Source organism: Pseudomonas sp. CCC3.1 (assembly GCF_034347405.1).
In the GTDB taxonomy this organism is placed as follows: Bacteria; Pseudomonadota; Gammaproteobacteria; order Pseudomonadales; family Pseudomonadaceae; genus Aquipseudomonas.
In genome coordinates this window covers 5,831,332-5,851,290 of sequence record NZ_CP133778.1, presented here as the reverse complement: position 1 = coordinate 5,851,290, position 19,959 = coordinate 5,831,332, and the positions used below count along the sequence as shown (strand labels likewise).

At 58.9% G+C, this 19,959-nt stretch carries 18 protein-coding genes; 9 read left to right on the top strand and 9 right to left on the bottom strand.

Annotated features, from left to right (window positions below):
• Positions 1-238 precede the first annotated feature (238 nt).
• Positions 239-697, top strand: a complete 459-nt coding sequence (locus RHM56_RS25790; RefSeq protein ID WP_322237267.1) for an REP-associated tyrosine transposase — start codon at positions 239-241, stop codon at positions 695-697.
• Between the two features lie 3 nt (positions 698-700).
• On the opposite strand, the gene RHM56_RS25785 is transcribed toward RHM56_RS25790, so the two are convergent.
• From RHM56_RS25785 to RHM56_RS25760, 6 genes are all read right to left on the bottom strand, one after another.
• On the bottom strand, positions 701-1,525 hold the full coding sequence (locus RHM56_RS25785; RefSeq protein ID WP_322237265.1) for an ABC transporter permease: 825 nt from the start codon (positions 1,523-1,525) through the stop codon (positions 701-703).
• Positions 1,526-1,535: 10 nt separating this feature from the next.
• A complete protein-coding gene (locus RHM56_RS25780) occupies positions 1,536-2,783 on the bottom strand; it encodes an ABC transporter permease (protein ID WP_322237263.1) in 1,248 nt (415 codons plus the stop codon).
• Between the two features lie 68 nt (positions 2,784-2,851).
• Entirely contained in the window at positions 2,852-3,892 is a 1,041-nt protein-coding gene (locus RHM56_RS25775; RefSeq protein WP_416194875.1) for an ABC transporter substrate-binding protein, read from the bottom strand.
• A gap of 40 nt (positions 3,893-3,932) precedes the next feature.
• The gene (locus RHM56_RS25770; RefSeq protein WP_322237261.1) at positions 3,933-5,057 is read right to left on the bottom strand and encodes an ABC transporter ATP-binding protein; all 1,125 of its coding nucleotides are present in this window, start codon (positions 5,055-5,057) and stop codon (positions 3,933-3,935) included.
• A gap of 386 nt (positions 5,058-5,443) precedes the next feature.
• Complete coding sequence (locus RHM56_RS25765) at positions 5,444-6,073, bottom strand: response regulator transcription factor (protein WP_019409859.1); 630 nt, start codon at positions 6,071-6,073, stop codon at positions 5,444-5,446.
• A gap of 13 nt (positions 6,074-6,086) precedes the next feature.
• Positions 6,087-8,477 (bottom strand): PAS domain S-box protein, encoded by a 2,391-nt coding sequence (locus RHM56_RS25760; protein WP_322237258.1) that lies wholly within the window; start codon positions 8,475-8,477, stop codon positions 6,087-6,089.
• A gap of 54 nt (positions 8,478-8,531) precedes the next feature.
• Here RHM56_RS25760 and RHM56_RS25755 point away from each other — a divergent pair, with 54 nt between their 5' ends.
• Positions 8,532-9,542, top strand: a complete 1,011-nt coding sequence (locus RHM56_RS25755; protein ID WP_322237256.1) for an alpha/beta hydrolase family protein — start codon at positions 8,532-8,534, stop codon at positions 9,540-9,542.
• Between the two features lie 132 nt (positions 9,543-9,674).
• On the opposite strand, the gene RHM56_RS25750 is transcribed toward RHM56_RS25755, so the two are convergent.
• From RHM56_RS25750 to RHM56_RS25740, 3 genes are read right to left on the bottom strand one after another with little or no spacing between them, the layout of a single operon-like run.
• Positions 9,675-10,442 (bottom strand): TerB family tellurite resistance protein, encoded by a 768-nt coding sequence (locus RHM56_RS25750; RefSeq protein WP_322237254.1) that lies wholly within the window; start codon positions 10,440-10,442, stop codon positions 9,675-9,677.
• A 1-nt stretch (position 10,443) separates the two neighbouring features.
• Positions 10,444-11,115, bottom strand: a complete 672-nt coding sequence (murU, locus tag RHM56_RS25745; protein WP_322237252.1) for an N-acetylmuramate alpha-1-phosphate uridylyltransferase MurU — start codon at positions 11,113-11,115, stop codon at positions 10,444-10,446.
• Positions 11,112-12,137 (bottom strand): aminoglycoside phosphotransferase family protein, encoded by a 1,026-nt coding sequence (locus tag RHM56_RS25740; RefSeq protein WP_322237250.1) that lies wholly within the window; start codon positions 12,135-12,137, stop codon positions 11,112-11,114. Before RHM56_RS25740 ends, murU begins: the two co-directional genes overlap by 4 nt.
• 131 nt (positions 12,138-12,268) lie before the next feature.
• Here RHM56_RS25740 and RHM56_RS25735 point away from each other — a divergent pair, with 131 nt between their 5' ends.
• The 7 genes from RHM56_RS25735 (at position 12,269) to glpE (ending at position 19,869) form a co-directional block, all read left to right on the top strand.
• Positions 12,269-15,019 (top strand): LPS-assembly protein LptD, encoded by a 2,751-nt coding sequence (locus RHM56_RS25735; protein ID WP_322237248.1) that lies wholly within the window; start codon positions 12,269-12,271, stop codon positions 15,017-15,019.
• The gene (gene surA, locus RHM56_RS25730; RefSeq protein ID WP_416194874.1) at positions 15,000-16,340 is read left to right on the top strand and encodes a peptidylprolyl isomerase SurA; all 1,341 of its coding nucleotides are present in this window, start codon (positions 15,000-15,002) and stop codon (positions 16,338-16,340) included. The genes RHM56_RS25735 and surA overlap by 20 nt, the downstream gene beginning before the upstream one ends.
• Positions 16,337-17,326 carry a 4-hydroxythreonine-4-phosphate dehydrogenase PdxA gene (gene pdxA / locus RHM56_RS25725; RefSeq protein WP_322237244.1) on the top strand — a complete coding sequence of 330 codons (990 nt, stop codon included), beginning with the start codon at positions 16,337-16,339 and terminating at the stop codon, positions 17,324-17,326. Before surA ends, pdxA begins: the two co-directional genes overlap by 4 nt.
• Positions 17,323-18,141 (top strand): 16S rRNA (adenine(1518)-N(6)/adenine(1519)-N(6))-dimethyltransferase RsmA, encoded by an 819-nt coding sequence (gene rsmA / locus RHM56_RS25720; RefSeq protein ID WP_322237242.1) that lies wholly within the window; start codon positions 17,323-17,325, stop codon positions 18,139-18,141. The genes pdxA and rsmA overlap by 4 nt, the downstream gene beginning before the upstream one ends.
• A gap of 113 nt (positions 18,142-18,254) precedes the next feature.
• Positions 18,255-18,635: a Co2+/Mg2+ efflux protein ApaG gene (gene apaG, locus RHM56_RS25715; protein WP_322237240.1), complete on the top strand. Its 381-nt coding sequence runs from the start codon at positions 18,255-18,257 to the stop codon at positions 18,633-18,635.
• Positions 18,635-19,507 carry a symmetrical bis(5'-nucleosyl)-tetraphosphatase gene (locus tag RHM56_RS25710; protein ID WP_322237239.1) on the top strand — a complete coding sequence of 291 codons (873 nt, stop codon included), beginning with the start codon at positions 18,635-18,637 and terminating at the stop codon, positions 19,505-19,507. The genes apaG and RHM56_RS25710 overlap by 1 nt, the downstream gene beginning before the upstream one ends.
• Positions 19,508-19,539: 32 nt before the next feature.
• On the top strand, positions 19,540-19,869 hold the full coding sequence (gene glpE / locus RHM56_RS25705; protein WP_322237237.1) for a thiosulfate sulfurtransferase GlpE: 330 nt from the start codon (positions 19,540-19,542) through the stop codon (positions 19,867-19,869).
• The last annotated feature ends 90 nt before the right edge of the window (positions 19,870-19,959 follow it).

Below are 19,959 nucleotides of genomic sequence, written 5' to 3'. Positions count from 1 at the left end.
GTAGCAGCTGCCGAGCTCCGCGAGGCTGCGTCCGACGACGCAGTCGTCGTAAAACCAGCGGTCGCGGTCTGTCAGATCCATCAGATTCTTAGCCGTTACGATCGCTTCGCAATCGGACGCAGCCTCGCGGAGCTCGGCAGCTGCTACGGAACGTCGCAACATCTACTCATTCGTTGCATCAATGCCTGGGCCTTGCGTGATCTAACTTTAGAAAACCACCTAGTCAGAGGGCAAAGGATTGCCAAACTCCAAGAACGCTTATCGCCTGCATATTGGCCGCTACTCAGAGCCCGGTCGCCTCTATTTGCTAACCACTATCACCCAGAAACGACGCCCGCTTTTTCAGGACTTCAAACTGGGACGCTTGGTGGTCGATCAATTCAGGCAAGCACATGACGACGGTATCGTAACGTCAAAGGCGTGGGTCGTCATGCCAGACCATTTCCACTGGCTGGTAGAGCTACACAACAAAACACTTGGAGAATTGATGTGCCGCGTTAAATCGCGCAGCAGCCTAAACATAAACAACTTCGCTCAAACCAGTGACCGCGTATGGCAAAAGGGTTATCACGACAGGGCATTGCGCCGTGAAGAAGACCTCAAGGCAACCGCCCGCTACATCGTACAAAACCCGATCCGTGCGGGCCTGGCCACACGAATCGCAGACTACCCCCTCTGGGACGCCTGCTGGATGTAACCCTTACGCCTGGGCCGTGCGCATTTTCTCGCTGCGCCCGCGCAACCACTCCAGCGTCAGCAACAACACCACCGAAAAGGCAATCAGCAACGTCGCCGCTGCGGCAATGGTCGGGCTGAGGTTTTCGCGGATGCCACTGAACATTTGCCGTGGCAAGGTCGCTTGTTCTGGCCCCGCCAAAAACAGGGTCACAACCACTTCATCAAACGAGGTCGCAAAGGCAAACAGCGCCCCCGAGATCACGCCTGGGGCAATCAACGGCAAGGTCACGCGGCGGAACGCTGTCAGTGGCGAGGCACCCAGACTGGCCGCCGCCCGCACCAGGTTATGGTTGAACCCCTGCAACGTGGCCGACACGGTGATGATCACAAACGGCACACCCAGCACCGCATGCACCACGATCAATGAGATGAAGCTGTTGCCCAACCCCAGCGGCGCAAAGAACAGGTAGCTGGCCACACCGATGATGACCACCGGCACCACCATCGGCGAAATCACCAAGGCCATGACCAGCGCTTTGCCGGGGAAATGCCCCCGCGTCAGGCCAATCGCTGCCAACGTACCAAACACCATCGCCAACACCGTAGCCGCAGGCGCCACGATCACGCTGTTTCTCAAGGCCCGCATCCATTCCGCCGACGCGAAAAAGTCCTGGTACCAGTGCAGCGAAAAGCCCTGCAACGGGTACACCAGAAAGCTGCCCGAGTTGAACGACAACGGGATGATCACCAGCACCGGCAAAATCAGAAACAACAGGATCAGCCCACACAGAATGCGCAAGCTGTAAAACCACACCCGCTCAACGGGCGACATATAAGGACTCAGCATGGCAGGCTCCTTAGCTCAAGCGCAGGCGGGTCGCGCCTACCAGCCAGTTGTAGATCAGATAAAGCACCACAGTTGCCAGCAACAACAGACCGCCCAACGCTGTCGCCATGCCCCAGTTGATACTGGTGTTGGTATAAAACGCCACGAAGTAGCTGACCATTTGGTCGTTCGGGCTGCCCAGCAAGGCCGGGGTGATGTAGTAACCAATGGCGATGATGAACACCAGTAAGCAACCCGCCCCGACGCCTGCATACGTCTGTGGGAAGTACACCCGCCAGAAACTGGCAAATGGATGACAGCCCAGTGAGATTGCCGCACGCATATAGGTCGGAGAGATGCCTTTCATCACGCTGTAGATCGGCAAGATCATGAACGGCAACAGGATGTGCACCATCGCGATGTAGACGCCGGTGCGGTTGAACACCAGTTCCAGCGGCTTATCGATAATGCCCAGGCTCATCAGCCCGCTATTGATCAGGCCACCCGACTGCAACAACACGATCCAGGCTGCCACCCTTACCAGCACTGAGGTCCAGAACGGCAGCAGCACCAGAATCATCAGCAGGTTGCTCTGACGTGCAGGCAAGTTAGCCAGCAAGTACGCCAACGGGTACGCCAGCACCAGGCAGATGCAGGTGATGACAAAACCCATCCAGAACGTACGGGCAAAAATATCCAGGTAAATCGATTGATCAGGCGTAGCGGGGGCAATTTCACCCAAGTCGTCAATGCGGTGATCGACTGCCGCCAGCAGGTAAAACGGGGTCACGCTTGAGACGTTGCGTTTGATCGCCTGCCAATACGCCGGGTCGCCCCAACGTTCGTCGAGCGACTCCATCGCGTCTTTGTAAGATTCGGGCACCGCCTTGAACGGCAGCCCCTTGGCGGTTTTCATCAGCAGGCTGCGATAGCCGGCCAATTCCATGTTCAGGCGCTTGGACAAATCGCCCAATACTTGATTCTTGCGAGCCTCGGCCAAGTCTTCGCTGAGTGCCTGGTACACCGGCTCCGCAGGCAAACCTTTTCCGTCCCAGCCCGCCACTGCAACCACCGTGCGTGGCAAGCCTTCCACCACCTCCGGGTTGCCGACACTTTTGTAGAGCAGGGCCGCGATCGGAACCAGGAACACCAGCAACAAGAAAATAACCAACGGCGCAATCAAGGCCTGTGCCTTCCAGCGGTTAACCCGCTCGGCATGCGCAAGACGCTTCTTCAACGTTGGGCTGGAGACCTCGTTCAGGGGAACGGCGATGGCCATGGCGAACTCCGAAAATCTTTAAACGATGGCGGCGCGACTGAATCAGCCGCGCCGCATTTCAACGCTGCTTACTTGGCAGCCCAGGCATTGAAGCGTTGTTCCAGTTGCTCACCGTTGTCAGCCCAGAAGCTGACGTCGATTTGCACCTGGTTCGCAATGTTTTCCGGGGCGGTTGGCATTTGTTCCTGCACGGCTTTAGGCAGTAAAGGCATCGCCTCTTTGTTGGCCGGGCCGTACGCGATGTTTTGCGAATAGACACTCTGCTGCTGCGGCTGCAAGGTGAACGCCATGAACTTTTTGGCAGCGTCAGCCTTTGCTTTGCTCAGGCCCTTAGGGATGGCCCATGCATCGAAGTCATAAATCCCGCCGTTCCACACAATCTTCAGGTTGCTTTCTTTCTGTACGGCGGCGATCCGGCCGTTGTACGCCGAGCTCATGACCACGTCGCCAGAGGCCAGGTACTGCGGCGGCTGTGCACCGGCTTCCCACCACTGAATGTTCGGCTTGAGTTCATCCAATTTTTTGAAGGCACGGTTCTGGCCGTCTTTGCTCGCCAGCACGGTGTACACATCCTTCGGTGCCACGCCGTCAGCCATCAAGGCAAATTCCAGGGTGTACTTGGCGCCTTTGCGCAGGCCACGCTTGCCCGGGAAGGTTTTGGTGTCCCAGAAGTCAGCCCAACTGGTCGGTGCGGTTTTCAGCTTGTCAGCGTTGTAAGCCAACACCGTCGACCATACAAAGAAGCCCGCCCCGCAGCCCTGAATAGCGCCTTTGACGTACTGGTCCGGGTTGCCAAACAGCGCGGCGTCCAAGGGTTCGAACATGTCCTCATCGCAACCGCGCGACAGCTCTGGCGATTCAACCTCTACCAGATCCCAGGAGATGCTTTTGGTGTCGACCATGGCCTTGATTTTGGCCATTTCACCGTTGTATTCGCCGGCGATGATTTTGCCATCACCCTTGGCTTCCCAAGGCGCGTAAAACGCTTTGACCTGAGCGGCCTTGTTCGCGCCGCCAAACGACACCACGGTCAGGTCGGTTGCCGCCAGCGCACTGCCCGCAAACATCAGGCCGAGGCTTAGCGCCGTAAACTTGAAAGTCTTATGCATTGTTGTTCTCCACTGTGCAGGGTTGGTGAAGCCGGGGCGATCAATTCGCCTCTAAGAGAGGGTCAAGCGCACGTACATGTTCGACTTGCCAGCCCAGCGGCACGACGTCACCGACGGCCAGGGCGGGGTCCAGCTCGGCAATCGGCTGTTTCACGAAGAAATCGTTCTTGCCGCACACTTCCAGGCGTACCCGGACGTGGTCGCCCAGGTAGATAAATTCCTCGACCCGTCCTGTGAAACGGTTCGCGCACGACTCGCTGGAGCCCTTGAGGCTGATGCGCTCAGGTCGGATCGACAGCGTCACCGGATCACCCGTGCGCCCGACATTCACTGCCAGCGCCTGAACCTTCTCGCCGCGGCTCAGCTCAACCACGCAGCGCTCACCGTCCTGACTGTGCAGGCGGCCATTAAGGCGGTTGTTCTCGCCAATGAAGTTGGCCACAAAGGTATTGCTGGGCTCTTCATAGAGGGTACGCGGCGGGGCGATTTGCTGGATTTCGCCCTGATGGAACACCGCCACCCGATCAGACATCGTCAGCGCTTCGCCCTGGTCGTGAGTCACGTACACCACGGTCACACCCAGGCGCTGGTGTATGTGCTTGATCTCCATCTGCATGTGCTCACGCAGTTGTTTGTCCAGCGCACCCAGCGGCTCGTCCATCAGCACCAGTTGCGGCTCAAACACCAATGCACGGGCCAAGGCCACTCGCTGCTGCTGACCGCCCGAGAGTTGCGCCGGGTAACGCTGAGCGAATGCCTCGAGCTGCACCATGCTCAGCACTTTCTTGACCCGCTCGCTGATATCAGTGCGATTGAGGCCGCGCACCGACAGCGGAAATCCGAGGTTTTCAGCCACTGTCATGTGCGGGAACAGCGCGTAGTTCTGGAACACCATGCCGATGTCACGCTTGTGCGGCGGCACGTTATTGATGGCGCGCCCGGCCAACAAAATCTCGCCAGCGGTCGGCGTTTCAAAGCCGGCCAGCATCATCAGACTGGTGGTTTTGCCCGAACCGGACGGCCCGAGCAAGGTCAGGAACTCGCCTTTGCGAATATCCAGGTTGAGATCTTTGACGATCAGGTTTTCGCCGTCATAGCTCTTTTGCACGCCACGGAAGCTGACCAATACCTCACTCGCCCCAGCGCTTGCACCGACCTCACTCATAACCGCACCTTCTGTGTTGGACTGCTGTGGTCCAAGACTAAAGGTGCCGCCAGCCCGCAGAAATCGGGGCGCAGGAGAGATTTGCATCAGCAGGTTGGACAGCTTCTTGTAGGGATCGCCCTACAGCGATGTCGCGATTAGAACGCTGCCTTTAAGGCCGGCCCGCATCCACGCAAAGACGCGTCATAAAACTGTCGCAAATAGATAGGTGTCGCTTGCTGAGACAGACCCAAATCCCGTAGCAGTTGCCGAGTTTTGCGAGGCTACGTCCGATTGCGAGGTGATCGTAAAGCCAAAGCACTGGGCTTTTCTCAAAGACCGAGGCGGCCGGCTTTACGACGACTGCGTCGCCGGACGTAGCCTTCGGCAACTGCTACGGATTCGCCCTACAGCAGTTTATGTTCCATCGCGTATTTCACCAGTTCAGCCAGCGAGGTGATGTTGAGCTTTTGCATCAGCCGCGCTTTATGGGTGCTGATGGTTTTGCTGCTCAACGCCAGTTGCTGAGCAATGTCGTTAACGTTAGCCCCCTGAGCCAAGCGCTCAAACACTGAAAACTCCCGCTCGGACAGCAACGCGTGCAACGGCCGCTCATCGGTCAATCCAACCTCAAACACCATGCGGTCAGCCAGCTCCGGGTCGATGTATCGCCCACCCGCCGCTACCTTGCGAATCGCCGTCAGCAACAACGCCGGATCGCTGTCCTTGGTCGCATACCCCGCCGCCCCGAACTTCAAGGCGCGGGCCGCCATTTGCGCCTCGTCATGCATCGACAACACCAAAATAGCCGGCGGGTTGTTCAAGGCGCGAATCCTCGGGATAGCCTCCAGCCCGTTAACCCCGGGCATGGAAATATCCAGCAGCACCACTTCGCACGGCACATGGCGCAAGGTTTCCAACAGTTGCTCGCCATTGCTCGCCTCGCCCACCACTAACAGGTCTTTGGCCAGGCCAATCAACTGCTTGATGCCCTCACGCACGATGGTGTGATCTTCCGCTACCAGTACACGAATCACGGCTATTTCCTTTCTAAAGACGTTGGATTAATGGCACGCGCACCGTCAGCGTGGTGCCCTCACCCGGTTCGCTGTGCAACGCCAACGTACCACCGAGCATCAAGACACGCTCACGCATGCCGACCAGACCAAAGGAGGTGGCTCGCCCGGTCGTCGGCACAAATCCCCGGCCATCATCGCTGATGCTCAGGCACAGTTCACGGCCCTCCACACTCAAGGTCACTTCGACGGTTTGCGCGTGAGCATGACGCATCACATTGGTCAGGGCTTCCTGCAAAATTCTGAACAGCCCGACTTCCTTGGCCGCACTCAACGGGGGCAAACTTTCCGGCACCTGCACCAGACACGGAATGTTGGAACGTGCCTCAAAACGGTGGGCCTGCCATTCGATCGCCGAACTGATACCCGCATCCAGAATCGGTGGCCGCAAGGCCGTGGCCACGTCGCGCACGAGCTGGAACAGCTGCGCGATGAGTTTTTTCATGCTGTTGAGCCGCTCGCGCAACCCCGGATCCAGCTCGGCATAGGCCAGCTCGCACATCGAGGTTTCGAGTTTGAGCACGGTCAGCATCTGTCCCAGTTCGTCGTGTACCTCACGCGCTATTCGCGCCTTTTCTTCTTCACGCACGCTCTCCAGATGAGCCGACAATTCGCGCAACTGCCCGCGAGAACTGTCCAGCTCCAATTCAATGCGTTTGCTCTCACTGATGTCCCAGACGATGCCGTCCCACACCACCGTGCCATCTTCAAGACGCCGGGTGATGGCTTTGATCTCGGCCCAACGCTGTTGGCCTTCACGGGTCAAAATCCGCCCTTGCCACGACCAGTCGCTGTCGCTTTCCAAGGCGATGTCCTGCACGCGATGGTAATCCGCCTTGTCATCCGGGTGCACGAGACTGCGTAAGCCAACGTCACGATGACGCAGGGTTGCCGGGGAGAACCCCACCAGCTTCTCGCTGCCTTCACTGATGTAAGGAAAGTCCAGATCGCCAGTCAGCAAGGACCGCTCCAATCGGAAAACCAGCCCCGGAACGTTGGCCGCAATGCCTTGCAAACGGGCGTCGCTTTCTTGCAGAGCAGCCTGCACCAGACGCCGCTCAGTGATGTCATTGAGGTACACCACCAGGTATTCGGCCTGTTTAAAGCGCAGGAAACTCAAGGTCACGTCTGCCGGAAACTCGCTGCCATCGGCCCGAACACAATGGGTTTCGATACGTTGCGCACCCTCCTCGTTGCCGCGCGCGCGGCGCCACAGGTTCAACCAGCTGTCCATGTTCAGGCCCGGTTTGAAATCGCCCAACGGCCGATCCAGCACCGCGCCAGCCGGGTAGCCCAACATGGCTTCAGCGGCCTGGTTGGCGTAGCGCACGTGGCTGTCCCAGTTGACCCATAAAATGCCCACCGGGCTTTGGTCAATCGAAAACTGGGTCAAGCGCAACGCTTCGGCGCTGGCAGTACCTGCCGCGAGGTCTTCGCGCGCCTTGAGCAGCGCCTGCTCCAGAGCGCTTTGATGACGACGCTGCCACGCCACAATGGCCATGCTGGCCAGCAACAGTGCGCCGATCAGCAAACACAGATTCTGCCAAAAACCGGGCGACTGCCCGGCGTGGGGGTATTTGGGTTGCAACCAGCGGGTGTGCAACTGCTCCATGTCCCGCGCCGGAATGGCATGCAGCCCGCGCTCAACAATACCGGCCAACTGCGGCCAGTCACGGCGCGTGGCCACCCGCAGCAATTGCGGAAAACCAATGTCCCCGACCACGGTCAGACCGACGAATTCGGGTTCTGCGGAAAGACGCGCGAGCTGCGCCTCATCAATGACGGCGTAGGTCGCTTGCTGGCTAAGCAACAGCTGCAAGGCCTGGCGTTCAAGGGGCACGCCCTGCAAATTGAGTCCCGGATAACTGGAGCGAAGAAAGTCGGCTGTGGCGCTGGGCATGCGCACGGCGACCCGGGTATTGCTGTCGATACGCTCAAGATCCACCGAGCCTGCGCCGTTACGCTCACCCACGACCAACTGCGCAACCCGCATGTACGGATCGGAGAATTGCCACAGCCGCAGCCCGGCCGGGGTTTGCGTCAGCCCCGGCGCCAGGTCGATTTCCCCGTTACGGGCCGCTCGCTCCAGTTGCTCGAGATCAGGGTAGTTGCGCCACGTCAGCTCAATGTCCAGGCTCTGCGCCAGCCACTTCATGAGCTCCACATTGGCCCCGGACAACTGCTGCAAGCGCTGATCAAATTTGGCATAGGGCACCTGTAAAACCAGCCCGACCCGCAGCGCTTTGTGCTGCGCCAGCCACTGCTGTTGTTCGGCACTGAGCTGCGCAGCCGGGATGGAGGCCGCATGGGCCATCAAGGGCAGCCACAACCAGCCGATAACCAACAGAGAGTAAAAACGCTTCATCTGAACACTCACACCCATTAGGCTGCCGGGATTACTTCTGGCCTGGAACCACTTATGTCTTCTTTGCGCCTGGCGCTTGCAGCGCTGTGCCTGTCATCGGCTTTGCCGGTGCTGGCGGCCGACCCGGCACCGGTGAGCAAATCCGCCGAATCTGCGCCAGATGTACATCAATCAGAGGCCCGTCAACCACTGCCCGAGCGCAGCCAGGAAGACGCGGCCGCTCTTGAACGCCAACTCCCGGCCGATGAGCAGCAACAACTTCAGGCTGGCGAAGACACCTTTCTGGCCCTCTGGAAACCCGCTAATAGCAGCGACCCCAACGGGGTCGTGATCATCGTCCCGGGCGCGGGCGAAACCGCAGACTGGCCACTGACCGTCGGCCCTTTGCGCAACAAGCTGCCGGATACCCACTGGGCCAGCCTGAGCCTGAGTCTGCCGGACATGCGCAACGACGCCAGCCAGGCACGCGTGGTCGAGCCAGAAACTATTCCTACAGCGCCCGCGCCGAACAGTAGCAGCAAAGACGCCAGCACCACAGCCAAACCCATCGAACAGGCGGCCAGTATCGGGACTGAAAATCCTGATGCAGAAGCGCAATCGGACGAAGCTGTTGAAGCGATGACCAAAGCCGATGCTGAACGTATTTTCGCCCGAATCGACGCCGCGCTGGCCTTCGCCCAACAACAGCACATGCGCAGCATTGTGTTGCTCGGCCACGGCACAGGGGGTTATTGGGCGACACGCTACCTGAACGAAAAACACCCGACGCAGGTGCAAAAACTCATCCTGGTGTCCGCGCAGACACCCGCCCACGTGCAACCTGATTTGAACCAGCTCACGCTTGCACTCTCGGTTGCATTGCTGGATGTGTTCTATAAAGACAAGCCACTCATGCGCAAGGCCGCCTTGCAACGGCTGCAAGCCAGCAAACGGATGAACCGCTCAAATTTCAAACAATTGGAATTGCTCGCCACTCCGGGCAATCGTGAAGGCGAACAGGAACAGTTATTTCGCAGGGTGCGCGGCTGGCTCAGTCCGCAGCCTGTGGATAAGCCCAGTCCTTAGATTTAAGCGATTTCTGCCTCTGTGGGAGCCTGGCTTGCCAGCGATGCAGGCGATGCGGTTTTTCTGTTAAATCGCGTCGATACCATCGCGGGCAAGCCCGCTCCCACATTTAAGTGAACAGCATTGCAGTCCTTAGCGGAATCCGCGCTGCTCACGAATCAGCGCATAGGCATGGTGCAACTCACGGGTTTTTTCCGTGGCCTCACGCACCTGAGCCGGGCTGGCTCCGGTGCCAGCAACCTTGTCTGGGTGATGACGGCTGAGCAAACGTCGATACGCCCGTTTGATCTGCTCCGGGTCTGAACTGGCCGTCACACCGAGCAAAGCCAACGACTGCTGATACGTACCGCCGCGAGTCGCCAGCGGTTTTTTCTGCGGTTCATAATCGGCACCGAGCGCCTGCACCTGTTGCGGCGTCCAGCCCAGCCATCGCCCCCACAACACGATCAACTCGCGTTCTTTGGGGTCGACTCGGCCATCCGCCACCATCATTCGCCAACAGGCACGCAACACACCTTCTGCCGCATGCGGCTGCGTTTTGAGGCGCCCGAGATACCCGCGCAACGAATCACGCCCTGACTTGCCGCGATTGAACGCCGCAATGGCCCGCTGCTGTGCGGCAGCGCTCATGTCGAGCTGACGCATTTCCTGACGCGCCTGTTCGATATGTCTCTCAACGACCCGCCCACCGCTCTTGGCCAGCCGACCGAGCAGCACAAACAACAACTCATCGTTACGCAGCGTCGCGCGGCCACCCAAACGCTCACGCAGGTGCGCCCAACTGTGCAGTTGCAGGCGCCGATCAAGGGCCTGTCCCAATAAGGCACCCAACATGGCCCCCGGAATGCTGGCGATCAAAAAGCCAGCCCCGGCTCCGATCAGAGTCCCTGGCCACAGCATCTTAGTCTTTACCCTGTATCAACAATTCGACCTCAGCCAAGCGTTCATGTGTGCCGACATCCACCCAATGCCCCTGTAACTGCTCCCCCGTCACGGCCCCAGCAGCCATGGCGTTACGCAGCAGTGGCGCTAGCCTGAACGCCCCGGCTTGCGCGCCGTGGAACAGCGCGGGGCTCAAGACGGCAATTCCGCTGTAGGTCAGCGTCTCGACACCCGGCACAGCATCCAGTACCTGGGTGCCCTTGAGGTAAAAGTCACCGCCTGTGTGGTGCGCCGGGTTATCCACCAGCACCAGATGCGCCAGGCCCGCCAGCGGTTGGCGCAAGCGGGCAAAGTCGTAGTCGGTCCAGATGTCACCATTGACCACGACAAACGGGTTATCGCCCAGCAGCGGCAATGCTTTAAAAATTCCGCCACCGGTTTCCAGGGGCTCGCCTTCAGCCGAATATTGAATGCTCACACCCAAACGTGAGCCGTCGCCCAAATGGTCTTCAATCTGCTGACCGAGCCAGGCGTGGTTGATCACGATTTCGGTAAAACCTGCCGCAGCCAGCGCTCGCAGGTGGTACTCGATCAACGGCACACCGCCCGCGCGAATCAACGGCTTGGGCGTGTGCAGGGTTAACGGACGCAAGCGTTCGCCTTTACCCGCCGCCAGAATCATGGCTTTCATGCATTGGCCTCGGCAGACAGACGCAGGCAGGCAAACAACTCACCCAACTCCGCCAATTCAGGACGTCGGGCCAACACCGCTTCTATATAAGAGAAGAAGCGCGGCACATCGGCCAGGTAACGTGGTTTACCGTCGCGGTGGCAGATCCGGGCAAAAATGCCGATGACTTTCAAGTGACGTTGCACGCCCATCAAATCACTGGCCCGCAAGAACTCTTCAAAATCGGCGCCCACCGGGATGCCCAGCGGCAAGGCCAGCTTCCAGTAGTCTTCCAGCCAGGCGCGCACGCGCTCTTCGGGCCAACTGAGAAACGCGTCCTTGAACAGGCAGGTGATGTCATAGGTCACCGGGCCATACACGGCATCCTGAAAATCGAGCACGCCGGGGTTCGGAATGCTGAGCATCAAGTTGCGCGGCATAAAGTCGCGGTGCACCAACACTTGGGGCTGCGCCAACGCACTGTCGATCAACAGCGTGCTGACCCGTTGCCAGGCCGCCAATTGCTGCTCATCGAACTCGACGCCCAAATGACGGCGCACGTACCACTCCGGGAACAGTTCAAGCTCGCGGCGCAGCAATGCCACGTCATAGCTGGGCAATGGCTCGGTCATCGGCAATTGCTGAAAGGCCAGCAAGGCTTCGATGGCGTCTTTGAACAGCTCATCGGCGTTGCTGCTGTTGATCACGTCCAGAAAGGTTTTATTACCCAGATCATTGAGCAAAAGAAAACCGCGCTCCAGGTCTTGAGCGTAAATTTTCGGCACGTTTATCAGGCTGGTACGCAGCAATTGCGCAATATCGACGAAAGGTTTGCAGTTTTCCTGGGGCGGCGGAGCGTCCATCACGATAAAACTGCGGCCTTCGCCGGCCCAACGGAAATAGCGTCGAAAACTCGCGTCACTGCTGGCCGCAGTCAATGTGGCCGGGGGTACGGAGCCCCAGCCCTCCCTCTCAAACAGGGTGATCAACTGCTCATCAAGCCAAACTTTCAGGTGTTGCAAGCGTACATCTTGGTCAGGCATTACAAGGGTCTCCGACGGCGCTAGCCGTCAAGCGGGTCATGCTTTATTATCCAGAATCTTTTCCAGACCATCGATAGGCGTGCGGTCCCCCACCGCGGGCTGATGGCACGCAGGAAGCCCGGACTAATAAGATGGCATTGAAATCCCCCGCGTTTCGTAAAAAATTTCCGTTGCTGGTAACCGGCAGTTTGCTGGCCATGCAACCTCTAGCCGTGCCGTTCGCTGTTGCCGAGGAGCAGTATGACTGTTCCGTGTCGGCTACGGGTGGCTGGGATTGCGCACCGAAAACCAATAATGCGCAATTGCCACCTCGTCCGTCACATACCGGCGCCACAGCAGAAGCCGGTGGTGAGTCAGGCGAACAGGCGGCTCAGGTGCCACTGGTAACCGCAGCCAAAGGCCGTGGCCTCAAGGCGCGCAGTGACGACTACAGCCATCTGGACTGGGTCCCGCGCGACAAACTCACGCCTGCGCAACTGGCCGAAACCGGCCCGTACTGCTCGGGCTCGTACGTTGAGCCCACGCGTCCGGGCATGCACGACACCACCAGCAAAAGCGACTCGCCTACGTTTGTGGGGGCCAAGGCTTCCCGCTACCAGCAGGATGAGCAGATTGCCACCCTGGCCGGTGACGTTGTCATGCGCCAAGGCAGCATGCAGGTCGAAGCCGACGAAGCCAGCCTGTACCAGGCCGAGAGCCGCGGCGAACTGAATGGCAACGTACGCCTGCGTGACAACGGCGCCCTGATCGTCGGCGATCACGCTGATGTTCAACTGGACACCGGTGCCGCCAAGGTCGATAACGCCGAATACGTGCTGCACAAGTCGCGCATTCGCGGCAGCGCGCTTTACGCCAAACGTGCCGAAGACGCGATCATCCGCCTCAAGGATGGTACGTACACCACGTGCGAACCGAACAGCAACGCCTGGCAGCTCAAAGGCAACAACATCACGCTGAACCCGGCCACCGGTTTCGGTACGGCCACCAACGTGACGCTGCGGGTTAAAGACATCCCTGTTCTTTACACCCCGTACATCTACTTCCCGATCGACGCTCGCCGTCAGTCCGGTTTCCTGCCGCCGTCTTTCAGCAGCGGCTCCGACACCGGCTTTACGCTCGTGACCCCGTACTACTTCAACCTGGCACCCAACTACGATGCCACGTTGTACCCGCGCTACATGACCAAGCGCGGTTTGTTGATGGAAGGTGAGTTCCGCTACCTGACCGAGTCCAGCGAAGGACAATTAGGCGCGGCGTATCTCAACGACGACAACGATGATCGCAAGCTGCAGACCGACTACAAAGACACGCGCTACATGCTCAACTGGCAACACAAGGGCGGGCTTGATTCGCGTGTGCTGACCGAAGTCGACTACACCAAAATCAGCGATCCGTACTACTTCCAGGATCTGCAAACTGATCAGGTCGGCGTCGAAAGCCGCGACTACCTGAACCAGCAAGCAGCCGTCAGCTACCGTGGCGATGACTTCACCGCCAAGCTGAACGTGCACGCATACCAGTTGGCGACCGTGACCCAGGTCACGCCGTACAACCAGATGCCACAGCTCACTTTCAATGGTGGCCTGCCATATCACCCGGGTGGCGTGAACTTCTCCTACAACACCGAACTGGTGCGGTTTGAGCGCGACCTGGAAAACGGCACCTACACCGACGAATACGGTGTCACCTCGCCGCGTCTGGACAGGAACGTAACAGGTCTGGCGCGCGCCAACGGCACGCGTCTGAACCTCGCACCGGCCATGTCGTTGCCGATGACTTCGAGCTACGGCTACGTGACCCCGACCCTCAAGTACGCGTACACCCAGTACGACCTGGATCTTGATGGCACCGGCAAAACGCAAATGGTCACGGATGGCGACAAGTTCGACAGCTCGGTCAGCCGCAGCGTACCGATCGCCAGCGTCGACAGCGGCCTGTACTTCGACCGCAACACCAACTGGTTCGGCACCAACTACCGCCAGACTCTGGAACCGCGTGCGTTCTACCTGTATGTGCCTGAGCGCAACCAGGAAAACATCCCTGTTTTCGACACCAGCGAAAGTACCTTCAGCTACTCCTCGCTGTGGCGCGACAACCGCTTCACCGGCTCTGACCGTATCGGCGACGAGAACAAACTGTCGCTGGGCCTGACCAGCCGCTGGATCGAAGAAAACGGCTTTGAGCGTCAACGCGTGAGCATTGGCCAGGCGTACTACTTCAAGGACCGCAAGGTTCAGTTGCCAGGCGTGAGCGACGATCGCGATGACTCGACATCGAACGTTTCGCCGTACGCACTGGAATACGCTTACCGCTTCAACCGCGACTGGCGTGCCACTGCTGACTACAACTGGGACCCGGAAACCCGTAGCCCACGTTCTGGCAGCGCGATGATGCATTACCAGCCAGAAGACAACCCGAACAAGGTCGTCAACCTGGGCTATCGCTATCGCAACGACCAGGTGGTGTACAACCAGTACACCGGTAAGTGGCAATTTGGCGGTGACTACCTGACCCCGAGCGATCCTGGCTACATCAAGGATTACTACAAAATCCAGCAGCACGACTTCTCGGTGATCTGGCCGCTCGTGCCGCAATGGAGCGTCATCAGCCGCTGGCAGTACGATTACAACCGCAACCGTACCCTGGAAGCCTTCGGTGGCTTTGAGTACGACAACTGCTGCTGGAAAATGCGCCTGATCAGCCGCTACTGGGTTTCCAACGACGAATACACCCAAGAAGCCCCGCAAAACGAAAAGGGCGACCATGGGATCTTCCTTCAAATTGTGCTGAAAGGTCTCGGCGGCGTTACAGGCGCCAAAGTAGAGAGCTTCCTCGACAAAGGCATCCAAGGTTATCGTGAACGTGAAGATCAAGCTTTCTGAGTGTCTGCGCCCCCTAGTATTGGGCGCGTTGTTCCTGGGTACTGCAGCAGCGCACGCTGCAGTACAGCCCCTTGATAAGGTGGTGGCCATCGTCGATAACGACGTGATCATGCAGAGCCAACTGGACCAGCGTGTCCATGAAGTTCAGCAAACCATTGCCAAGCGTGGTCAGGGCGTTCCGCCTGCCAGCGTCCTGGATCAGCAAGTGCTTGAGCGTTTGATCGTCGAAAACCTGCAACTGCAGATCGGCGAGCGTTCGGGCATTCGTATCTCTGACGAAGAACTGAACCAGGCCATCGGCACCATTGCCCAGCGCAATAACATGACCCTTGATCAGTTCCGGGCGGCGCTGGCCCATGACGGCCTGTCCTATGAAGACGCTCGCGAGCAGGTTCGCCGCGAGATGATCATCAGCCGGGTACGTCAACGCCGTGTGGCCGAGCGTATTCAGGTCACCGAGCAAGAAGTGAAAAACTTCCTTGCCTCAGACCTGGGCAAGATGCAGATGTCCGAAGAGTACCACCTGGCCAACATCCTGATCCCGACGCCTGAAAGCGCGAGTTCGGATGCCGTCCAGGCTGCAGCCAAACAGGCAGAAGACCTCTACAGACAACTCAAGCAAGGTGCTGACTTCGGTCAGATGGCCATCGCCCGTTCCGGCAGCGACACCGCGCTCGAGGGCGGCGACATGGGCTGGCGTAAAGCTGCTCAATTGCCGCCTCCGTTCGATCGCATGCTGAGCGAAATGCCAGTCGGTGACGTTACGCCTCCAGTGCGTACACCGGGCGGCTTTATCATCCTCAAGCTGAACGCCAAGCGCGGCGGCGAAACGGTCATGGTCGACGAAGTTCATGTTCGTCACATCCTGATCAAGCCAAGCGAAATCCGTACCGAGGCGCAAACCAAGGAACTGGCCACCAAAATCTACGACCGCATTCAATCGGGCGAAGACTTTGCCACCCTGGCTAAAACCTACTCCGAAGACCCGGGTTCTGCCCTCAACGGCGGCGACCTGAACTGGGTTGACCCGAACTCGCTGGTTCCTGAGTTCCGTGAAGCCATGGCCGAAACCCAGCAAGGTGTTCTGTCCAAGCCGTTCAAAACTCAATACGGCTGGCATGTTCTGGAAGTCCTTGGTCGTCGCGCCACTGACAGCACCACTCAAGCTCGCGAACAACAGGCTATGAACGCCTTGCGTAACCGCAAGTACGACGAAGAGCTGCAAAGCTGGCTGCGTCAGATCCGCGACGAAGCCTATGTAGAAATCAAACTTCCTGGTGCAACCAACCAGGCAGAGAGCGCAGATCAGGGAGCACAGTGAAAACACAGCGTTTTGCACTGACACCCGGCGAACCGGCAGGCATAGGTCCAGACCTGTGCCTGCTTCTCGCTTCGCAACGCCAGCCACATCCCCTGATTGCCATTACCAGCCGCGACCTGCTCACTGAGCGGGCCGCGCAACTGGGCGTGGCTGTCAGCCTGCTGTCGGCGGGCCCGGGCAACTGGCCCGAGCAACCGGCCCCGGCAGGCAGTCTGTATGTGTGGGACACCCCGCTGAACGCGAGTGTCACCGCCGGTACGCTGAACAAGGCCAACGCCGCATTCGTGCTGCAAACCCTGACCCGCGCAGCCCACGGCTGTGTCGAAGGCGACTTCGCAGGCATGATCACCGCGCCGGTGCACAAAGGCGTGATCAACGAAGCGGGCATCCCGTTTTCCGGCCATACCGAATTCCTCGCCGAGCTGACCCACACCGAGCAAGTCGTCATGATGCTGGCCACCCGCGGACTGCGCGTGGCACTGGTCACCACTCACTTGCCGTTGCGTCAGGTCGCCGATGCAATCACCCCCGAGCGTCTGATGCGCGTAACCCGCATTCTGCACGCCGACCTGCAACAAAAATTCGGCATCGCCCAACCGCGTATCCTGGTGTGCGGGCTCAACCCGCATGCTGGCGAAGGCGGCCATTTGGGCCATGAAGAAATAGACATCATCGAACCAACCCTGGAGCGTCTGCGTAACGAAGGCATGGACCTGCGTGGCCCATTGCCTGCCGACACTCTGTTTACCCCCAAATATCTGGAGCACTGCGATGCAGTGCTGGCGATGTACCACGACCAAGGCCTGCCCGTACTGAAATACAAAGGGTTTGGTGCCGCAGTCAACATCACCCTGGGCTTGCCGATTATCCGCACCTCTGTCGACCATGGCACCGCCCTGGATCTGGCAGGCAGCGGCAAGATCGATACCGGCAGTCTGCAAGTCGCCCTGGAAACCGCCTATCAGATGGCCGAGACCCGTATATGACCGAGCAATACCAACACAAGGCGCGCAAGCGTTTTGGCCAAAACTTCCTGCACGATGCAGGCGTCATCGACCGCATCCTGCGCGCGATCAATGCCAAGTCGGGCGACCGCCTGCTGGAAATTGGTCCGGGCCAGGGCGCTCTGACGCAAGGCATTTTGAGCAGCGGCGGCCAACTGGATGTCGTGGAGCTCGATAAAGACCTGATCCCGATCCTGAATCAACAGTTCGCTGGCATGAGCAACTTCTCCCTGCACCAGGGCGATGCACTGAAGTTCGACTTCAAGAGCCTCAACGCCGCACCGCGCACGCTGCGAGTGGTCGGCAACCTGCCGTACAACATCTCCACGCCGCTGATTTTTCACCTGCTGAAAAACGCCGACCTGATCCGCGACATGCACTTCATGCTGCAAAAAGAAGTGGTTGAGCGCATGGCCGCAGGGCCTGGCGGTGGTGACTGGGGCCGCTTGTCGATCATGGTTCAGTACCATTGCCGCGTCGAACACCTGTTCAACGTGGGTCCTGGCGCCTTCAACCCGCCGCCAAAAGTTGATTCCGCGATTGTCCGCCTGGTGCCGCACGACGTACTGCCGCACCCGGCCAAAGACCATCGCCTGCTCGAACGTGTGGTTCGCGAAGCGTTCAACCAACGCCGCAAAACCCTGCGTAACACCCTTAAAGCTTTGCTCAGCAACGCCGAAATCGAAGCCGCAGGCGTCGATGGCAGCTTGCGCCCAGAGCAACTCGACCTCGCCGCCTTCGTGCGCCTGGCCGACAAACTCAGCGAACAACCTGTCGAAGCGCCAGCAGCTGACTGATCGCTGAGAAAAACGGGCACCAGGTCAGACGCGACGTCTGGCCTGGTACCGGCTAGACTCAGGCATCAGTTTTATCCGGAACTGTGTCTCTGCTTTCACGTAAGGCCTCTCGCATGCAAGATCCTCGCTATGTGATCGACGTCAGCGTCGTTACGCGTTACCTGCCAGAACAATCACAACCCGAACATCAGCGCTACGCCTTTGCGTACACCATTACAGTGCACAACACAGGCACCGTGGCTGCCAAGCTGCTGTCCCGGCATTGGGTAATTACCGATGGCGACGGTCATGTAGAAGAAGTCCGCGGCGCTGGCGTTGTCGGGCAACAGCCGTTGATTGAGCCCGGCGAACAGCACATCTACAGCAGCGGCTCGGTGATCACGACCAAAGTCGGGACCATGCAGGGCAGCTACTTGATGCAAGCGCCAGATGATCATCAATTCAAAGCCATCATTGCGCCCTTCCGCCTTGCCGTTCCTGGAGCCCTGCACTGATGGCGGTGTATGCCGTTGGCGACCTGCAAGGTTGCTTGCAGCCGCTCAAGTGCCTGCTGGAACGCGTCGCCTTCGACCCAGCCAAAGACAAACTGTGGCTGGTGGGTGATCTGATCAATCGCGGCCCGGAATCACTGGAAACCCTGCGTTTTCTCTACCGCATGCGCGACTCCCTCGTTTGCGTGCTGGGCAACCATGACCTGCACCTGTTGGCCGTCGCCTACAACATCGAACGCCTGAAAAAAGGCGATACGTTGCGCGAGATCTTGCAGGCACCCGATTGCGATGACTTGCTCACCTGGCTGCGCCAGCTTCCTTTGCTGCACTACGACATAGAACGCAACACAGCGCTGGTGCATGCAGGAATACCGCCGCAATGGACGCTGAAAAAAGCACTCAAGTACGCCAGCGAAGTCGAACAGGCTTTGCGTGATGACAACCTGGTCAAACCCTTCCTAGATGGCATGTACGGAAACGAACCTGCCAAGTGGGACAACGACCTCACGGGCATCACACGCTTGCGGGTCATCACCAACTACTTCACCCGCATGCGTTTTTGTAACCGCGACGGCAAGCTCGACCTCAAGAGCAAAGAGGGCGTAGGCAGCGCTCCACCCGGCTACGCGCCGTGGTTCAGCTATAAAGAACGCAAAACCCAGGATATAAAGATCATCTTTGGGCACTGGGCAGCACTGGAAGGCAACTGCCAAGAGCCTGGCGTGTTCGCGCTCGACACCGGCTGTGTCTGGGGCGGGTCCATGACCCTGCTCAATGTCGACACCGGCCAGCGCCTGAGCTGCGACTGTGATGATACGGGCCACACAGCCCCCACCCCTCAACCCCATTCTTCTCAGCCTTTGGGCGCGCCGTAGTACGCACCCGCTGTCAGGCCAAAGGAAAACACATGACCGAATTCAAACGCATCCCCCCACAAGAAGCTCAAGCCTTACGCGAAAAAGGTGCTGTGGTGGTCGACATTCGTGACCCACAGGCCTACGCCGCGCAGCACATCAGTGGCGCAAAGCACCTGGACAACCACTCGATCGCCGACTTCATCAGGGCCGCGGACCTCGACGCCCCCTTGATCGTCGCTTGCTACCACGGCAACTCCAGCCAAAGCGCAGCGGCCTACCTTATCAGTCAGGGTTTCTCTGACGTCTACAGCCTCGATGGCGGTTTCGAACTGTGGCGTACAACTTACCCACTAGAAACCTCTACAAACGCCGCCGAATAATTTTTTTATCAGCGCCAGCCCGCGTGATCATTGGGCTGGCGCCCCTCCTGACCAACGGTCGAACATAACAATTCACGCATCTCGCCTTGA

What these genes read in the sequence shown, in the direction of transcription:
- RHM56_RS25785 (WP_322237265.1), bottom strand. Translation starts at nt 1,525, where the DNA reads ATGCTGAGTCCTTATATGTCGCCCGTTGAGCGGGTGTGGTTTTACAGC.
- RHM56_RS25780 (WP_322237263.1), bottom strand. Translation starts at nt 2,783, where the DNA reads ATGGCCATCGCCGTTCCCCTGAACGAGGTCTCCAGCCCAACGTTGAAG.
- RHM56_RS25775 (WP_416194875.1), bottom strand. Translation starts at nt 3,892, where the DNA reads ATGCATAAGACTTTCAAGTTTACGGCGCTAAGCCTCGGCCTGATGTTT.
- RHM56_RS25770 (WP_322237261.1), bottom strand. Translation starts at nt 5,057, where the DNA reads ATGAGTGAGGTCGGTGCAAGCGCTGGGGCGAGTGAGGTATTGGTCAGC.
- RHM56_RS25760 (WP_322237258.1), bottom strand. Translation starts at nt 8,477, where the DNA reads ATGAAGCGTTTTTACTCTCTGTTGGTTATCGGCTGGTTGTGGCTGCCC.
- RHM56_RS25755 (WP_322237256.1), top strand. Translation starts at nt 8,532, where the DNA reads ATGTCTTCTTTGCGCCTGGCGCTTGCAGCGCTGTGCCTGTCATCGGCT.
- RHM56_RS25750 (WP_322237254.1), bottom strand. Translation starts at nt 10,442, where the DNA reads ATGCTGTGGCCAGGGACTCTGATCGGAGCCGGGGCTGGCTTTTTGATC.
- murU (WP_322237252.1), bottom strand. Translation starts at nt 11,115, where the DNA reads ATGAAAGCCATGATTCTGGCGGCGGGTAAAGGCGAACGCTTGCGTCCG.
- RHM56_RS25740 (WP_322237250.1), bottom strand. Translation starts at nt 12,137, where the DNA reads ATGCCTGACCAAGATGTACGCTTGCAACACCTGAAAGTTTGGCTTGAT.
- RHM56_RS25735 (WP_322237248.1), top strand. Translation starts at nt 12,269, where the DNA reads ATGGCATTGAAATCCCCCGCGTTTCGTAAAAAATTTCCGTTGCTGGTA.
- rsmA (WP_322237242.1), top strand. Translation starts at nt 17,323, where the DNA reads ATGACCGAGCAATACCAACACAAGGCGCGCAAGCGTTTTGGCCAAAAC.
- apaG (WP_322237240.1), top strand. Translation starts at nt 18,255, where the DNA reads ATGCAAGATCCTCGCTATGTGATCGACGTCAGCGTCGTTACGCGTTAC.
- RHM56_RS25710 (WP_322237239.1), top strand. Translation starts at nt 18,635, where the DNA reads ATGGCGGTGTATGCCGTTGGCGACCTGCAAGGTTGCTTGCAGCCGCTC.
- glpE (WP_322237237.1), top strand. Translation starts at nt 19,540, where the DNA reads ATGACCGAATTCAAACGCATCCCCCCACAAGAAGCTCAAGCCTTACGC.